The sequence below is a fragment of the Algihabitans sp. genome, assembly GCF_965226985.1.
In the GTDB taxonomy this organism is placed as follows: domain Bacteria; phylum Pseudomonadota; class Alphaproteobacteria; order Kiloniellales; family DSM-21159; genus Algihabitans.
This window is the reverse complement of sequence record NZ_OZ245712.1, coordinates 3,025,282-3,041,012: the sequence shown is the minus strand read 5'-3', so window position 1 is coordinate 3,041,012 and position 15,731 is coordinate 3,025,282. Positions and strand designations below refer to the sequence as shown.

At 63.2% G+C, this 15,731-nt stretch carries 13 protein-coding genes; 10 read left to right on the top strand and 3 right to left on the bottom strand.

All coding sequences use genetic code 11. The annotated features are described in order from the left end of the window. Position 1: 1 nt before the first annotated feature. Positions 2-2,047, bottom strand: a complete 2,046-nt coding sequence (locus ACO054_RS13890) for a phosphatidylglycerol lysyltransferase domain-containing protein (protein WP_421707179.1) — start codon at positions 2,045-2,047, stop codon at positions 2-4. 481 nt (positions 2,048-2,528) lie between these two features. Here ACO054_RS13890 and ACO054_RS13885 point away from each other — a divergent pair, with 481 nt between their 5' ends. The 7 genes from ACO054_RS13885 to ACO054_RS13855 all read left to right on the top strand — a co-directional run bounded on the left by ACO054_RS13885 (position 2,529) and on the right by ACO054_RS13855 (position 9,747). Continuing rightward, positions 2,529-3,266 carry a class I SAM-dependent methyltransferase gene (locus ACO054_RS13885; RefSeq protein ID WP_421707178.1) on the top strand — a complete coding sequence of 246 codons (738 nt, stop codon included), beginning with the start codon at positions 2,529-2,531 and terminating at the stop codon, positions 3,264-3,266. 240 nt (positions 3,267-3,506) lie between these two features. After that, the gene (locus ACO054_RS13880; protein ID WP_421707177.1) at positions 3,507-4,244 is read left to right on the top strand and encodes a substrate-binding periplasmic protein; all 738 of its coding nucleotides are present in this window, start codon (positions 3,507-3,509) and stop codon (positions 4,242-4,244) included. 41 nt (positions 4,245-4,285) lie between these two features. Then, positions 4,286-5,788, top strand: a complete 1,503-nt coding sequence (locus ACO054_RS13875; protein WP_421707176.1) for a sensor histidine kinase — start codon at positions 4,286-4,288, stop codon at positions 5,786-5,788. Between the two features lie 88 nt (positions 5,789-5,876). Beyond that, a complete protein-coding gene (locus ACO054_RS13870) occupies positions 5,877-6,308 on the top strand; it encodes a response regulator (RefSeq protein WP_421707175.1) in 432 nt (143 codons plus the stop codon). Between the two features lie 176 nt (positions 6,309-6,484). Beyond that, positions 6,485-6,901, top strand: coding sequence for an MbcA/ParS/Xre antitoxin family protein (locus ACO054_RS13865; RefSeq protein WP_421707174.1), 417 nt, complete (start codon positions 6,485-6,487; stop codon positions 6,899-6,901). Next, a complete protein-coding gene (locus ACO054_RS13860; RefSeq protein WP_421707173.1) occupies positions 6,898-7,608 on the top strand; it encodes an RES family NAD+ phosphorylase in 711 nt (236 codons plus the stop codon). The genes ACO054_RS13865 and ACO054_RS13860 overlap by 4 nt, the downstream gene beginning before the upstream one ends. A 282-nt stretch (positions 7,609-7,890) precedes the next feature. Next, positions 7,891-9,747 carry an EAL domain-containing protein gene (locus tag ACO054_RS13855; RefSeq protein ID WP_421707172.1) on the top strand — a complete coding sequence of 619 codons (1,857 nt, stop codon included), beginning with the start codon at positions 7,891-7,893 and terminating at the stop codon, positions 9,745-9,747. A gap of 61 nt (positions 9,748-9,808) precedes the next feature. Here ACO054_RS13855 and ACO054_RS13850 read toward each other — a convergent pair whose 3' ends face one another. Next, complete coding sequence (locus ACO054_RS13850; protein WP_421707171.1) at positions 9,809-10,237, bottom strand: response regulator; 429 nt, start codon at positions 10,235-10,237, stop codon at positions 9,809-9,811. 94 nt (positions 10,238-10,331) lie between these two features. Next, positions 10,332-12,323, bottom strand: a complete 1,992-nt coding sequence (locus ACO054_RS13845) for a sensor histidine kinase (RefSeq protein WP_421707170.1) — start codon at positions 12,321-12,323, stop codon at positions 10,332-10,334. 83 nt (positions 12,324-12,406) lie between these two features. Here ACO054_RS13845 and ACO054_RS13840 point away from each other — a divergent pair, with 83 nt between their 5' ends. The 3 genes from ACO054_RS13840 to ACO054_RS13830 all read left to right on the top strand — a co-directional run bounded on the left by ACO054_RS13840 (position 12,407) and on the right by ACO054_RS13830 (position 15,645). Continuing rightward, entirely contained in the window at positions 12,407-13,864 is a 1,458-nt protein-coding gene (locus tag ACO054_RS13840) for an ABC transporter substrate-binding protein (protein ID WP_421707169.1), read from the top strand. Between the two features lie 171 nt (positions 13,865-14,035). Next, positions 14,036-14,686 carry a hypothetical protein gene (locus ACO054_RS13835; RefSeq protein WP_421707168.1) on the top strand — a complete coding sequence of 217 codons (651 nt, stop codon included), beginning with the start codon at positions 14,036-14,038 and terminating at the stop codon, positions 14,684-14,686. Positions 14,687-14,736: 50 nt separating this feature from the next. Continuing rightward, the gene (locus ACO054_RS13830) at positions 14,737-15,645 is read left to right on the top strand and encodes a DMT family transporter (RefSeq protein ID WP_421707167.1); all 909 of its coding nucleotides are present in this window, start codon (positions 14,737-14,739) and stop codon (positions 15,643-15,645) included. The last annotated feature ends 86 nt before the right edge of the window (positions 15,646-15,731 follow it).

Below are 15,731 nucleotides of genomic sequence, written 5' to 3'. Positions count from 1 at the left end.
GTCAGGCGTCCGGCGCCGGGGGCGGCGCGCTGGGCCCTGCCGTCACAGGCGTCTTCCTGCAGAGGCGATAGGTCGCGAAGGCGGCGCCGATCACCGAGGGGCCCGTGCGGTGCGCCAGATAGCGCGGCTCCCATTCGGGCCGGAAGGTCGACTTGAACTGCCGCAAGCCCTGCAGGCCGTGGAAGCGGCGGCCGTGGCGATAGATGGCACTGCCCAGCCGCTCCAGGCGACCGTCGCTGTCCTCGAGACCGCTCAGTGGGGCCATGCAGAGGTTGAAGCGCCGCGCGCCGGCCGCCCTGGCTGCCAGGGCGGCCTCGGTCACCAGGGCGTGCATGGTGCCGCTGGGCACGTCGCTGCGGGTGCGCATCACGTCCAATGCCCATTCGGAGCCGTCTCCGCTGATCCAGAGACTGATGAAGGCGCAGGTCCGGCCAGCTTGCCGGGCTTCGAAGATCGGAAAGCGCGCCAGGTAGACGGGGTCGAAATGGCCGGTTGAGAAGCTGCGTTCGCGCCCCTGCTTGGCCGCGCGCCAGAGCCGTGCCACCTCCGCCAGTGCGTCCAGGGGCGCCGCGCCGGGGGCGTGCCGTAGGATCTCGATACCGGCCTTCTCTGCCTGACGGGTCTTGCGACGCAACTCGCGCCGACGCGACCCGGTGAGATCGAAGGTCGCGAGGTCGAGGATGGCCTCATGCCCGATCCGAATCGTCCGCAGCCCCTGGGCGCGGCAGATGGCGGCGGTCTCGGGTCCGACCTTATAGAACACGGGCGTACGTGCGCCGATGTTGCCGGCGTGGTCCTTCAGGCCCGCGATCAGAGCCGGCCAGGCGCTGCGCGGTGCGACCGGATCGCCCAGCGCCACCAGCGTTCTGCCGCTGCGACCGAACATGACGAAGCCGGGTGCCTGCGACGCGACGAGGAAGCGCTTGTCGCCCAGGAATGCGAGATTGGCCTCGGCCCGGTCGCTCGTCTCGACCGCACGGGCGATCAGCGCGGCGTCTTCGGCGCCGTCGGTGTCGAATGCGGTGTCGAATGCGGCCGCGGGCGATGTGGGGATGCGCTCTTCGCGGATCCGCGATCCGGGCTGCAGGCCTCTCCGGTATCGATCGCCGCGTAGTTCCACCTGCGTCAGCAGCAGCGCGCCAATGCAGAAGGGCAGGCCGTAGTAGAACAGTCGGAAGCAGAGGATGCCGGCGAGCAGGGATTCCATCGGCACCTGGGGCAGGGCGATCAGCAATACCCCTTCGAAGGCGCCGAGCCCGCCCGGCGTGTTGGCCAGCAGGCCCGCGGCCAGGGCGGCGACATAGGCGGTCAGGATCAGGCCTATCTCCACCTCCAGCCCACTGGGCAGGAAGACCCAGAGGGCCAGGCCCGCCGGAATCACGTCCAGCGCCGCCAAGCCGGTCTGACGCAGCATGTTTGTTCGGTTCGGCAGTGCGATCCGCCGCCCCAGGAGCGAAACTTCGAGACTGCCGAGCGAGAGGATCAGCCCATAGAGCGTCAAGGCCAGCAGGCTGACGGCAACGACCGAGGGACGCGGCAGACCGACAATGGCCGCGACGGACGCACTTGCCAGGAGGGTCATCACGGCGAAGACCACCATCAGCCCCAGGAAGAAGCCCGAGGCGACCAGAGCCGAGGCGGCAGCCGCCTCGCCAGGGGTCACGCCTTCCGATCGCAGCATGCGCCAACGGGCGACGCCGCCGACCACCACGCCGAAACCGAGGGTCTGTCCCAAAGCCGTCGCCGTGAGACCGGAGCGCAGCAGAAGACGGGCCGGCAGGTCCCGCCCGATCAGCCGGAAGGCGAGCAGGTCGTAGCCGGAGATGCCAAGGTAGCTGACGGCGGTCAGAAAGATACCGAGCAGGACCATCGGCAGGGGCACGCTCGCGACCTGGTTCAAGGTGGCGTCGAGATCGAGCCCTTGGAACCGGTCGTGCAGGAGATAGAGGGCGAGCAGCAGGCAAAGCGCGGCGAGAAACGTCCGCGCCAGGATCGCAAGCCTGTCGGTGCCCCGGATAGAGGCGCGATTGATGTAGAAATCCGACAAGGCTAGCCGCTCTTCTGAGACTTGGGACAGACCAGGATGCCCGTCGAACCTTTCGCGGATGTGAATTCGGCGAAATGTGACACCTCTTCTGGCGTTCGGCGAACAAATGAGACGGGCTTCGCCAGGAGCGGGTATCGCCCGTTCCGGCCTCGGATCCCTCTCGACTCCACCATCCTGTCGGGGGTGGATGCGATGCCGCAGTCTTGCCGCTTGAAAGAAATGATTTCGTATAAATTGGCGGGTTAGCTCGGTTAAGAGTTAGAAATGAAGCAGGGGTGTCTCGTCTTTCAGCAGTATTACATTTTTCGGTTCTGGAATGGGCGGTCGCACGCTGCGATTTCGTCACCCAAACACCACAGGCGCAAAGGTAATACCGCTGTCTCTACGGTGTTTTGAACTCAAAACCGGCGGTTCCGGCCAAGGTATTCCTTGTACGAAAGGGGCCTTGCCGGCGGCGAGGCAACAGGAAGGAAGGTTCGGCATGCTTTCGAAAGCAGCTATCAAGCGCCGTCTCCTGCCGAACTCCTCACGCGCCTATCTGCGCCGCTACAACGAGGACTTCGCGCGCGAGACGGCGCCGGGCATGCGGGTTCTCGATGCCGGCGCCGGCGATCAGCCCTACCGGGCCTTCTTCGCCGACTGCACTTACGAAAGCGCCGACTTCGAACAGGTCGACAAGCCCTACGCGAAGTCCACCTACGTCTGCGACCTCTGCGACATCCCGGTCGAGGATGGGCGGTTCGACCGTGTGGTGTTCAATCAGGTGCTGGAGCATCTGCCCGATCCGCTCGCGGCCCTGCGCGAACTCGGTCGGACCCTGAAGCCCGGCGGCAAGATGATCTGCACCTGCCCGCTGTTCTACGAGGAACACGAAGAGCCTTACGACTTCTATCGCTACACCCAGTTCGCCCATCGTCACATGTTCGAGAAGGCGGGCTTCGAGATCGACCGTCTGGAGTGGATGGAGGGCTACTTCGGCACCGTCGCCTACCAGTTCCAGGGAATGGCAAGCGCCCTGCCGGTCAGTCCCAGGCCTTATCTCCGGCGGCCCTGGTGGCCGGCCCTGGCCTGGCCGCTGGTCGTGGCGGTGAAGGGCGCCGCCCTCCTGCTGGCTGGGCTGTTCTACAGGCTCGACACGGCGTGCAAGGTCACGAGCGCCGGCTACCCGAAGAACTACGTGGTGATCGCTCGAAAGCGAGGCGGCGAAGCGACGGCCTGACACGGATCGTAACAGCCGGCTTGGACGCGGGGTCTCCGGCAGTGCTCGGGCCGCCGGTTCGGCGCACCGCCGCGTCCGATCTCTCAAGGGAATAGGCGATAAAGGAGTTATTTACGGCTATTGAGATAATTTGTGTGCTTCCTTGGAACGAGAGACCGGTTCGGCAATCCGGGGCCACAGGCTGTTTCGGCGCGGACCCGCGGGCCGGCTGCCGTCTAGTTTGAGACACAGGATTGAAGCGTGATCAGATCTGTTCTTCTGGCCGTTGCCGTTCTGCTTGGATGCCTCGGGTCCCTACGTGCCGAACCTATGGTCAGAGTCGTTGTCGACGACTGGCCGCCCTTCGGTGGCGAAGATCTGCCAGAGGGTGGCATTTCCCTGGACGTCATCACGACGGTGCTGGAGCGCGCGGGCTACGACACGACCACGGAGATCCTGCCCTTCGCCCGGATCCTGAACGGCGCCCGGAGCGGTGCTTACGACATTGTCGGTAACCTATTTTTCGAGGAAGACCTGCAGGCCTATCTCACGTTTAGCGATCCCTTTTACGAAACCGAGGTGCGATTCGTTCAGCAAAGGGGAAGCAATCATCAGTTTACCGATCTGGAGAGCTTGCGGCCCTACAGCATCGCGGTCGGCGAGGGGTATTTCTACGAGGACGATTTCGATGAGGCCGACGATCTGCAGAAGGTGGTCGTCACGACGACCATCCAGGGCATTCGAATGGTCGCCAGCGGCCGGGTGGATCTCACCCTCGACAGCCGGGATGTGATCGATCACGCGATCCGGACCGAAGCTCCGGCTCTCGCCGAGCAGGTTGTCTACCTGCCCAGGGCCCTGACGGTACGGCAGATCCATATGGCCGTTCGCAACGACCTGCCGGGACGAGACAAGCTGCTGGCCGACTTCAACCGCGTTCTGGCCGAGATGCGCGCGGACGGCTCTCTCGACAGCTTGCTCGTCAAGCACCGCAATTGACGCGGAGCGCCGCAGCCGTTCGACGCCAGGCGAAGAGACCGATGTCGACCTTGACGCTAACCCATCCCGACCGAAAATCGACCGCCCAGTTGGGCCGACGGATCGTCTTTCTGATCGTAACCGCTAGCGCCCTGTTGTCGGTCGTCGCCTCCGCCGCACAACTCTATTTCAGCTATCAGCGCGACCGGGACGAGGTGTTGGAATCGGTTTCCGTGATCGACCAGAGCCTGCGCGAAGGCTTCGAGAACGCTCTCTGGGAATTCAATTTCGGTCTCGTTCAAGCGCTGCTGGACGGTATCTACAACAAGACCGATGTCGAGTTCGTGGAGATGGAGACGACTACGGGCCAACTCTGGACCCGCGGCGAAGGACCTCGCACAGATCTGATCATGGAGACCTTGACCTTCCAACATCGCGACACCGCGGGGGAGGTCGTTCCCCTTGGCAAGATGACGATCGGGCTCAGTCTCGCCAACGCCAAGGAGCGGGTCTGGGCTCAGTTCTGGACGCTACTGCTGTCGAACATGGCAAAGGCCGCCGGCGCATCCTTGGTCATTCTGATGATCATCGATCATCTGGTGATTCGTCACCTCCGGACGATCGCCGACTATGTCGCCGGTTCCTCCTGGCTGGATCGGACGCAGGTTCTGAGATTGGATCGGCGCGACACCACGCGTGATGACGATCATGGTGACGAGCTGGACCATATTGTGACTGCGATTAACGAGGCGAAGCTGCGCAGTGCGGAGGCCTATAAAGCCATGCAGACGGAAATCGAACAGCGGCGCTTCGCGGAGCAGTCGGTCGCCCGAAAGGCGGAGCGTCTCACGCGCTTGAACGAACTGCTGGTTCAGACCAATCGCGAGCAGGCCGACTTCACCTATGCCATTTCGCACGATCTGAAGTCGCCGACAAACACCGTGAGCATGCTGCTGGACGAACTGGTCCTGGGGCATGCTGACGCGCTGGATGGCGACGCAACGCATCTGGTCGAGAGGGCCCAGAAGACGGTCGCGCGCATGGGGCGACTGGTCGAGGACGTCTTGAAGTACTCTTGTACCGTCGAGCAGAAGGTCGTCACCGAACCGGTCAACCTGAACCTTTTGGTCCAAGACATCCTCGAAGATCTGCAGTCCGACATTGGGGAAGCGGATGCGGACATCGAGCTCGACGAGCTGCCGGTCGTCTCCGGCAACGCTTTGCAGCTACGCCTGCTCTTCCAGAACCTCATCTGCAATGCGATCAAGTTTCGCTCTCCCGACCGGCCGCTTGAAGTGACGATCCGCAGTACAGGCGACCGGGATGGTCGGAAGCAGCGTATCGCGATCTCCGACAACGGGATCGGGATCGCGCCGGAGTTTCACGAACGCATCTTCGGGCTTTTTCAGAGACTTCATTCCTACGAAGCCTTCCCCGGTTCGGGCTTGGGTCTCGCCCTTTGTCAGCGCATCGTCGCCAATCACGGCGACCGCATCGATCTGCGGTCGGCGCCTGGCGAAGGATCTACCTTCGCTTTTTCCCTACCACGCGATCTGCCGATCTGAAGAGGTGTCGTGAGATGACGCGCGAATTCGGACCGAAAGTCCAAGGCCCGGCGCCGACGGTGGGGGCGAGGCACAGGAGAAACAGGGCATGACGCTTGCAAACCGACCAACCCCGACGTCCGGTCCGACGGTCATGCTGGTGGATGACGACGAAACCGATCAACTGATCTACAAGCGCGTCATCGCGCGGGCCGGCAAGCTGGGCGAAGTGATCTCCTTCTACTATGCCGACGAGGCCCTGGATTTCCTGAAGCGGGACGACCGCCGGAAGGTCGACGTCATCTTCCTGGACATCAATCTGCCGCGCATGAGTGGCTTCGAGTTTCTGGAGACGGCGACGCAAGAACTGGGCGAGCGCTTCACCGAGGCCGTGATCGTCATGCTGACAACCTCGCTCAACCCGAAGGACCGGGAGCGGGCCGACGAGTTCGAGGTGGTCAAGAGCTTCATCAACAAGCCATTGACGGTCGACGATGTGGAGAGCGTCGTCGATATCCTTGGGCAAGGGCGGCCGCTCTAAGGCGCTTGCCGTCTCGTGCAGACCCTCGGGAGCCTGCGCCGAACCGGCCCGGATCCGGAAGCTCCGTCAGTTTTTGCCGCGCAGGGAGTGCGTGCAATCCGCACGGTCGCATTGAGCACAGTATTGCAATTTGGCAAGAAATACTATATTTTATGCCAAATTGCAAGGAGCGACTTATGCCTGAACTTCGCCTCATCGACCGTAGCCCGGCCAGGCCGGAGACGCCGGAGATCACGGATGTGGAGGCGGCGGCCATGGCGCGTGCGGTTCCCAACCTCTTCAAGCGCTGGGGCGTCACCGACGCCCAGGCCTGTACGCTGCTTGGTGGCATTTCGGCGCGGACCTGGGCGCGCTGGAAGCTGGGCGGGAGCGGCCGGCTGCCCCGCGATCTGCGGGCACGGCTGGCCAATCTGATGGCCATTCACAAGGCCCTGCGCCTGATCTTTCGAGAGCCGGAGCGCGGCTATGCCTGGATCGCGGCGCCCAACGCCGTCTTCGACGGCCGCTCCGCACTTGAGGTGATGCTGGGTGGCGAACTGACGGATCTGATGCGGGTGCGGCGCTATCTGGACGCGGAACGGGGCGCCTGGTGAGTTCGGAGGCCCCGCCCCTGACGCGGGTCGACTGGCCGAAAACCCACCGCATCATCCGCTCCCGCTTTCCGCCCATCGATCTGTTCGAGGACATCGCCGATCCAGCCGATTGGGACGCCATCGCCAGCGCGGAGAGCAAGACCAACCCGCGCCTTGCGGAGTCCATCGGTCTGCTGGATCTGGTGCCGCCGGCGCGGCGCGTTTCCGGCGAGGGCGCAACCTGGCTGATGGCGCCTTTCGTCCACGTCTCGCCGGACCGCAGCAGTCGTTTTTCGGATGGAAGCTACGGCGTCTACTACGCCGGCGACCGTTTCGAGGTCGCCTTGTTCGAGACCATCCATCACCACGGCCGTTTCATGGCCGCGACCGCTCAGGCGCCGGGCTGGACTTCGGATTTTCGCGAGCTGGTGGGGGCCATCGACCGTGAGCTGCACGATCTTCGCGAGAGCGCGACCTGGTCCGACTGTCTGGATCCGGACGACTATGGGCCGCCCCAAGCCCTGGGGACGCGGCTGCGCGCCGACGGGTCCAACGGTCTGGTCTATCCCAGCGTGCGCTATCCGAAAGGCGCGTGCATCGCCGTTTTCTGGCCCGATCTGATGACGATCCCGCTGCAGGCGCGGCATCTCAGCTACCACTGGGACGGCAGCCGGATCGACCGGATCCGCGACCTTGGCAGCGGTGAGGTCTTTGCGGTGGAAGGCTAGAGTAGGGCGGGCGTGCGCCTTGTTCGGTCGCTCTTGTTCTTTAAGCTAACCGAAGTCGAGTTGGCTCTCGTTTTGGCAGTCTTGAAATAAATCTGCTCTACCAGATCAAGAATTAAAGGCTGTATTTTAAGTCGGCTGATGAGGCGGTGTATCATCTTCATAAAATTTATACCTTAAAATACCTAGATTTCCTGTGTTCTATCGAGTTGTCAGGCGCAGGAACAGCAGTTGATGTTATGGGCTGGCGATGTTCATGCCGCACCGGAAGCAGGATCTGCCTGTGTGGCGCCCAAGATCCTGGTGATCGACGACGACCAGGTCGATTGTCTGCACAGCAAACGGCTCTTGACCGAGATTTTCGGATCGAAACTGCGGCTGGACTTTGCGACCACCTGGGACGAAGCGGTTCAGGCCGTCGCCGCGGATTGCCATGACGTCTACCTGGTCGATTATCTCCTCGGCCCCGGCACCGGGCTGGAGGTCGTCGAGGCGGCGCCGCCGACGGATCGGCACCGTGTCTTCATTCTTCTGACCGGACAGGAAAACCGCGATGTCGATCTCGCGGCGACGCGTGTCGGCGTCGCTGACTTTCTGATCAAAACCGATCTCAATGCGGAACGGCTCGAGCGTTCGCTGCGCTATGCCAACGAATCGATGCGGCAGAAGCGTTTGCTGATCGAACAGAAGGACAAGCTTCGCAAGGCCAAGAGCGCTGTGGAAAAGCAGGTGCGCGAGCAACAGAGGCTGACCCGTGAACTGACTCAGGCCAAGAGCCAGCTGACGAGAACCCTGTCGCGTGCGGAGATGAGCGAGCAGCGCTACCGTTGGCTGGCGCAGCACGACATGCTGACCCAGATTCCGAACCGGACGCTGTTCGGCGAACAGCTTCGCGAGAGCCTGGAGCAGATCCGCAGGACGGGGAAAAGCCTCGCCCTGCTTCTGCTGGACCTGGATCGCTTCAAGTGGGTCAACGACAGTCTGGGGCATCAGGCCGGGGACGAACTTCTGATTCAGACCGCCCAGCGGCTGGTGAGGAGCGTCCGGGAAACCGATGTCGTCGCCCGGATTGGCGGGGACGAGTTCGCGATCCTGGCGACCAACATCGATCAGAAGCAGTGCGCGGCCGTGGTGGCCGAAAAGCTGATCACGGCAATGGCTCACCCCTTCGACATTCTCGGGCATCGCTTCGAAAGCAGTGCGAGTATCGGCGTCGTTCTAATGACCGCGGAGGATCGCAAGGATCCGAAAGTGGCGATCCAGGAGGTCGACTCCGCGCTCTACCGCGCGAAGGCGGCTGGACGCGGCGTTTTCCGTTTCTACGACGATGTCCTCGACAAGGAGGTCCAGCGGGCGCTGCTGATCAAACGGGAACTGCCTCTCGCGATTGCGGCGGGGGACTTGGCCCTGGCCTATCAACCCAAGGTGAATCTGACCAGCGGGGCGGTCACGGGGCTCGAGGCGCTGGTCCGCTGGCAGCACCCGGTTCACGGCCCGATCTCGCCGGGCGAGTTCATTCCGATGGCCGAGTCGACTGGACAGATCATTCCGCTGTCGAGCTGGATTTTCGATGAGGCGCTCAAGACGGTCGGTAGCTGGGCGGGAACCGCGCTCGATGGGATGCCGCTCGCTCTCAATCTCTCCGCCGTTCAGCTCAAGCAGGAAAACCTGGTCGGCGATATCCAGGATCGCCTCCGTCTTTCCGGCTTGCAGCCGTCGATCCTGGCGCTTGAAATTACCGAGACGGCGGCGCTGGAAAACCTGGAGATCGCCACCGAACAACTCAACAAGCTCCGCAGTCTGGGCATCTCTATCGCGATCGACGACTTCGGGACAGGCTACTCGTCGCTGGCACTTGCAACCTCACTGCCGGCCGACTGCCTGAAGATCGATATGTCCTTCGTTCGCGGAATGCTGAAGACGCGCGCGGATGCGGCGGCGGTGGAGTCGACCATCACGCTGGCCCGAAGCCTGGGCATGAGCACCGTCGCGGAGGGTGTGGAGACCGCAGAGCAACGTCTCTACTTGAGCAAGCAGAACTGCGATGAAGCCCAGGGGTACTTCTTCGCCAAGCCCTTGCCGAAAGACGAGATCCTGCGATGGCACGAAGCGCGGAAGAGAAACGTCCTTTCCGTCGCCTGACGCTGCCTGAAGCTTTATTCCACCGAAGACTTGCCGGATGCCATGGCGACCGTACCGGCGGTCACGGCAGTTCGACGACACGCCAATAGTGGTCGATCATACCCATCGCCTGGTTGAAGGTTTCCGTCGCGTTTCTTTTGACTAGGTAGCCGGCGACGTTGCGCTCGTAGGCGGAGACGCGGTCTCTGTCGTGTCGGGAGGTGGTCATGACGAAAACGACCGAAGTTCTGAGGTTCGGGTCGTTGCGGATCGCATCCAGGAACTCGATCCCGTTCATCCTCGGCATGTTAAGATCGAGCAGTACGATGAAGGGGGGCTGTAGCTTCTCGAAGCCGTCTTCTCCGCGCAGGACAGATAGACCCTCCAGTCCATCTCCGGCCACGACCATCGGGTTCGAGATCTTGAGTTCCTTGAACGCCCGCTTGACGCAGAGCACGTCGACTTCGTCATCTTCCACCAGGAGGAAGGAAACCTCGCGGTTGGTCATCATCGTCTCAGATCTCTCTCGCACGTACCGTACAGGCCGCTGCGTTCGACCACTGCCTGTCTAGTGTTTCTGTAACGGTTCTGCCAAGCGGTCACGATCACGCGGCCTCCAGAGCGGTCTCGAAGGCGGTCCAATGCTTCGGCCAGGTAAAGCGGAAGGCTGTGCCGCGCGCCGTCTCGGGATTCGATTCAATGGCGATCTTGCCACCCGCCGACTCGATGAGTTTCCGAACGATGGCCAGACCCATGCCGCTGCCCTCGACGTCGTCCCGGCTCTTCAGGGCCTGGAACATCGCGAAGACCTTCTCATGAAACTGCGCGGCGATACCGGGGCCGTCGTCGCGCACCAGAAATTCGTAGAACGAGCCGCGCGATACGGCAGTGATCCGGATGCAGCCGCTGTCCTGGTCGTGATGTTTGACCGCGTTTCCGATCAGATTCAGAAACACCTGTTCCAGGGGCAGGTAGGCCGTCGTCAGGCTCGGCAGGGGCTCGGGAATCTCCAGACGGAAGCCGTCGGGCGCCGCCGTCATTCTGAAAAGATCGGGAAGTGTGCTGTTAAGGTCGAGAAGCCGAACCTCCGCCTTCTCGCGACCGGCTCTGGAATACTGTAGAAGGTCGTCCAGCAAGCGACCCATGCGCTCCGTGCGCCCTTGCAGCAGAGTCAGGTACTGTTTCGCATCCTCCGACATGGTCTCCGCCGCATCCTTCTCGATCCAGGCCGCCAGATTGGCGATCCCGCGCAGGGGCGCCTTCAGGTCGTGAGACGCCACGTAGGCAAACTGTTCGAGCTCCGCATTGGACCGCCTCAGGTCCGCAGCGTTGGCCTTAAAGACCTCAAGGGCCTGGGCCATGTCGCCCAGTTCGTCGTCGCCGGCGACAGCGATCTCGACATCCAGGTTTCCTTGAGCGATGTCTCGCGTGGTCCGGACAAGTTGTGCCATGCGTTGGGTCACGTCCTTGAGCACGAAGCGCCAGCTGACGTAAACGGCCGCGACGAGCGCCGTGGCTGCGATGATCGCAAGAACGATCCGCCCGAGAGCAACGGCGTCGCGCGCTTCCTTCGATGAGGCCGCGATCAGTGCCGAGACTCGGGACGACAGCAGTTCGGCATTTTCTCGCAGGCGCGTCGCCCGGTCGAAGTTGTCCGCCCCAAGTTGGGACAGCTGGCCGCGGATATCGATCAAGTCCGACTGCTGCGCGAAGACGCTGTCGGGCCCTTGCATCTTCGTCAGTAGCCGTTGCAAGGACTGGGCGACCTCCTCTCGCAAGGCTGTATCCTCAAGCGCGACGGCGGAGCGGGTCAGACGGCGAAGGTCGATGGCGAGCCTGTTTTGAAGCGCAGGGATTTCCCGGGCGTTCCCAGTCAGAACCAGCTCGTTGATGTATCTGATTAGGTTGTCCGAGAGAAAGCGCATCTCGGTCAGGCGTTCGACGAGGTAGTAGTCGCTATCCACCAGCTCCGCAAAAACCTCGCTCGTTTCGGCTGTTACGGTACCCGGCGGGGAGAGAACGTCGCGCAGACCGTCAGTCTTGGTCAGTAGCGTGGCCGAGGCTTCCAAAATCTCCGGCTTCAGCAGGTCGATGAGCCGTACCACTTCCTGCTTGGACTCCTCCGAAGACATGGTCAGTCTGGCGCTGAGGCGGTTGCGCGTGGCGATCAGGTCGACTTGTCGCTTCAGATTCGCGGTAAACTCGTTGAACTCCTCCTCGATCCGGCCGAGCAGCTCGTCGGCGACATGGCTGTCCCGGATCTGCTCGGCGGTTGTCTGAAATTCCCTGTTCACGGACTGGAGCCGGGCCATCTCACGTTGTAGGTGTCCTTTCTCTTCGGTCGCGATCAGGGAGGGCGTGGCCGCGAGCACGAGCAGCACCTGCGAGACCAGTCGTTCCGTGCCGAGCGCGGCCGGCAGAGAGCGGTCCAGCACCTCGTCCTGCGCTCGCTCGACGACCTGGTAGCTGGCGACGGCAACCAGCGCTGCGAGCAGGGAGAAAAGCGAGACGCCGACGAAGGCGTTCCGGAGTTTGGATGCAATTCTGCCTTGCCTGGCGGCGCGGCGGGTCGCTGCAGGTCCGTTGGGAGAAACCATTTAAAGGCTTTCGTAAGATGAAACCGCGTAGATATTGCGTGGTATTTGATTAGTATTTTGTGAACTGCTTTGGAGACTGATCGATGAATCGCAGAACGGTCTGTCTCGGCATAGGTGCGGCCTTGGGGGGATTCGGTGTCTCTTCGACGGCTATGGCGACCGCCGCCCCGGATGTCACGCTGACAATGGGTCGTCTGCATGAAGCCGCAGCACAGGCTGCGCGGACCCTGGCGGGGACGCGGAAGCTGCGCCTGTCCGTTCTCATCCCCAAGGGCAGCTTGGCGAACGTGGTCCCGGTTGCCGAGGCCTTCAGAGCGGCGAGCGGTATCGCTGTCGAACTGAAGGAGGAACCGGTCGATACGATCAGCGCGCGGATGATCGTCGACACCCTGTCTGGAGGAGGCGCTTGCGATCTGGCGCTGCCGGCGACCTTCAATCTCCCCGATCTGGTCGAGGCCGGGGTGGTGGTCAACCTCGACGGCTACGCGGCCGAGTACGAGCCTGCCGACTTCCGCTCAGGCGCGCTTTTCCCGCTCGGCGACCGGTACAAGGGTAGCCTCTACGGCTACCAGACCGACGGCGACGCCTACATGATGTTCTATCATCGCGACTGGCTGGAAGATCCTGAGGAGGACAAACGCTTCGCCGATCTGCATGGCTATCAGTTGAAGGTGCCCGACACCTGGGCGGAACTCGACGCCATGATGGCCTTCTTCCACCGGCCGGAGGAGGGGCGCTACGGCGGCGCGCTGTTCCGGACCGCCACCTATATCGCCTGGGAGTTCTGGATCCGGTTCCATGCGAAGGGCTTCTGGCCCTTCGACGCGGAGTTGGAGCCGCAGATCGACAACCCGGCGGGCGTCGAGGCGCTGGAGGAAATGCTGGCTGCCTCGAAGAGTCTTGCGCCCTCGGTGCGCAGCGATACCTTCGATCAGAATTTCAGGACCTTCGAGCGAGGCAATATCTTCTGCAACGTCGGCTGGGGAGGGACGCAGAAGTTTCTCAACAGCGAGACATCCCGGATGAAGGGTCGGCTGGCCTTCGGGCCGACACCCGGCGGTCGCGTCGACGGCCGCCTCCTCTCCGTGCCCTACTTCAACTGGGGCTGGAACTACACGGTCTCGAGCGGCTCGCAGGAACCCGAGATCGCCTATCTCTTCGCGCTCTTCGCCTGCAGTCCGGAGATGTCCACCCGCGCCGTACGCGAGCCAGCGGGCTATTTCGACCCCTTCCGCTCCGAGCACTACCGGGACCCGCAGATCGTCGAGGCCTATTCCTCCGATTTCCTTTTCGCCCATCGCCGGAGCATGGCCCGCAGTATTCCGGACCTCTACCTGAAGGGCCAAGGCGAGTACTTCGATGCCTTGAGAGAGAATCTCATACAGGCGGACGAGGGCGCTATAGATGCCAAGGAAGCGCTGACGCGGACGGCGACGCAGTGGCGTCAGACGACCCGCCGCAACGGCCGCCCGGGGCAGATCGAACAGTGGACGTTCCTGCGCTCGCGCTATCCTGAGGACGTCCGCTGGAGGCTGCGCTAGGACAGGAAGGCGCTGTCAGGGGAGGCCTCCTGATGGAAACGGACCGGTTTGGAGCATGAACGTCTACGGTTTCTTGCTGGCGACAGCAGAAGGCTTCGGCCCGGGTTCCCGAATTCCGCCGCATAACAAGGGCTTGCCTTCGCTGACGGCTTGGCGTCTTGTCGCGCCGCTATGAGCGATCAGCACCCCACCTCCCGCGTGTCGCCTGCGCGCAGCTCTCCGTTGAGGCGGCTTGGTGGCTGGGTCATCGCGCGCTTGTCCAACCTTCATTGGGTCGACGAGCGCTTGGCGCGGTCGGCCCAGCTCTACGGCCGTCACACCGCCTTGATCCTGGAGCTCTACGGTTTTCGCAGCGTGATCAACCTGCGCGGCGAGAACCCCGAGACGGCCTGGTATGCCGACGAGGCGGAGGCCTGCCGTACACTGGGCGTCACCTTCCTGGACGTGCCGATCAACTCCCGCCGTATTCCGCGCCGTGCCGAACTGCTGGCTCTGGTCCAGGCCTTCGACGCGCTGGAGACGCCGGCGCTGATCAAGTGTGCGGGCGGTGCGGACCGCACGGGGCTGGCCTGCTTCCTCTATCTGCTCGACCGTGAGGGACCTGAGCATTTTCCGGCGGCCCGGCGCCACCTGACGGCCTGGCCCTACCTGCATATTCCCAAGCTGCAGCAGCGCTGGCTACGGCAGCTCCTGATCTACTGGCAAACCCACCGGGGGCCGGAGATGCCGCTGCGCCGTTGGCTGGCCGAGATCTACGATCCACAGGACTTCGCCGGCTGGCTGAACGCACGCGGTCTGCGCGGGACTTACCGCAATGTCTAAAGAGGCAGCGTCCTGCCGGTTCGGTCCTACGCCGAGGATGTCCTGAGGCCATGGAGCCCTGGATCTTCTGGACGCTGGGCGGCGCGTTCTTCCAGAACCTGCGTTCGGCCTTGCAGAAGCGGCTGAAGGACGACCTGGGAACCCTGGGCTCCGCCTTCGCGCGTTTCGTCTACGCCTTTCCCCTGGCCGTCGTCTATCTGCTGGTTACGGCGGACCTGGCGGGTGCGGACGTTCCCGGAATCCAGCGGACGTTCCTGCTCTACGCGCTGCTGGGGGGCATCGCCCAGATCCTCGCCACGGTCTGCCTGATCGAGGCCTTCGGCTACCGGAACTTCGCAGTCGCCACCGCCTACTCCAAGACGGAGACGGTGCAGGCCGCCGTCTTCGGCCTGATCCTGCTGGGCGATGCTCTGAGCCCCCTGGCGGCGCTGGGCATCGCGATCTCCCTGGCTGGGGTTATTGCGATTTCCCTCAAACGTCAGAAGGCGGGCTGGGGGCAATTGCTGACAGGCTGGCTGCAGCCGGCGGCGTTGCTGGGGATCGCCTCGGGAGCCGGCTTCGCGCTCTCCGCCGTCTGCTACCGGGCGGCCAGCTTGTCACTGGAGCCGGTGGGGGCTGGGCTGCAGGCGGCGACGACGCTGGCCTGGGTGCTGGGCCTGCAGACCCTTGCTATGGGCGCCTGGCTGGCCTGGCGGCGGCCGGCGCAACTCAAGGCCGTTTTCGCGAGCTGGCGAACCTCGGCCTGGATCGGGGCGGCGGGCATGGCCGCCTCCGCCGGCTGGTTCACCGCGATGACGCTCGAGAATGCCGCGCATGTGCGTGCCCTCGGTCAGGTCGAACTGCTCTTCACGCTCGCAGCCTCCTGGCTCGTTTTCAAGGAACGCTCTACCATTGTCGAACTGCTGGGGATCGCTGCCGTCGTCGTGGGCATCGTCATCCTGCTGTTGGGGACGGCCTAAGGCGATATCCCGCCGATCGTAACGCAACGGCGCGGTCGCTAAGGGAAGCGGTCTCAAGACGGTGCTGCACTTGCCGCCGCACCGAG

Excerpts from the sequence above, each read along its gene's own strand:
- ACO054_RS13885 (WP_421707178.1), top strand. The coding sequence starts at position 2,529 with ATGCTTTCGAAAGCAGCTATCAAGCGCCGTCTCCTGCCGAACTCCTCA.
- ACO054_RS13875 (WP_421707176.1), top strand. The coding sequence starts at position 4,286 with ATGTCGACCTTGACGCTAACCCATCCCGACCGAAAATCGACCGCCCAG.
- ACO054_RS13870 (WP_421707175.1), top strand. The coding sequence starts at position 5,877 with ATGACGCTTGCAAACCGACCAACCCCGACGTCCGGTCCGACGGTCATG.
- ACO054_RS13865 (WP_421707174.1), top strand. The coding sequence starts at position 6,485 with ATGCCTGAACTTCGCCTCATCGACCGTAGCCCGGCCAGGCCGGAGACG.
- ACO054_RS13850 (WP_421707171.1), bottom strand. The coding sequence starts at position 10,237 with ATGATGACCAACCGCGAGGTTTCCTTCCTCCTGGTGGAAGATGACGAA.
- ACO054_RS13845 (WP_421707170.1), bottom strand. The coding sequence starts at position 12,323 with ATGGTTTCTCCCAACGGACCTGCAGCGACCCGCCGCGCCGCCAGGCAA.
- ACO054_RS13840 (WP_421707169.1), top strand. The coding sequence starts at position 12,407 with ATGAATCGCAGAACGGTCTGTCTCGGCATAGGTGCGGCCTTGGGGGGA.
- ACO054_RS13835 (WP_421707168.1), top strand. The coding sequence starts at position 14,036 with ATGAGCGATCAGCACCCCACCTCCCGCGTGTCGCCTGCGCGCAGCTCT.
- ACO054_RS13830 (WP_421707167.1), top strand. The coding sequence starts at position 14,737 with ATGGAGCCCTGGATCTTCTGGACGCTGGGCGGCGCGTTCTTCCAGAAC.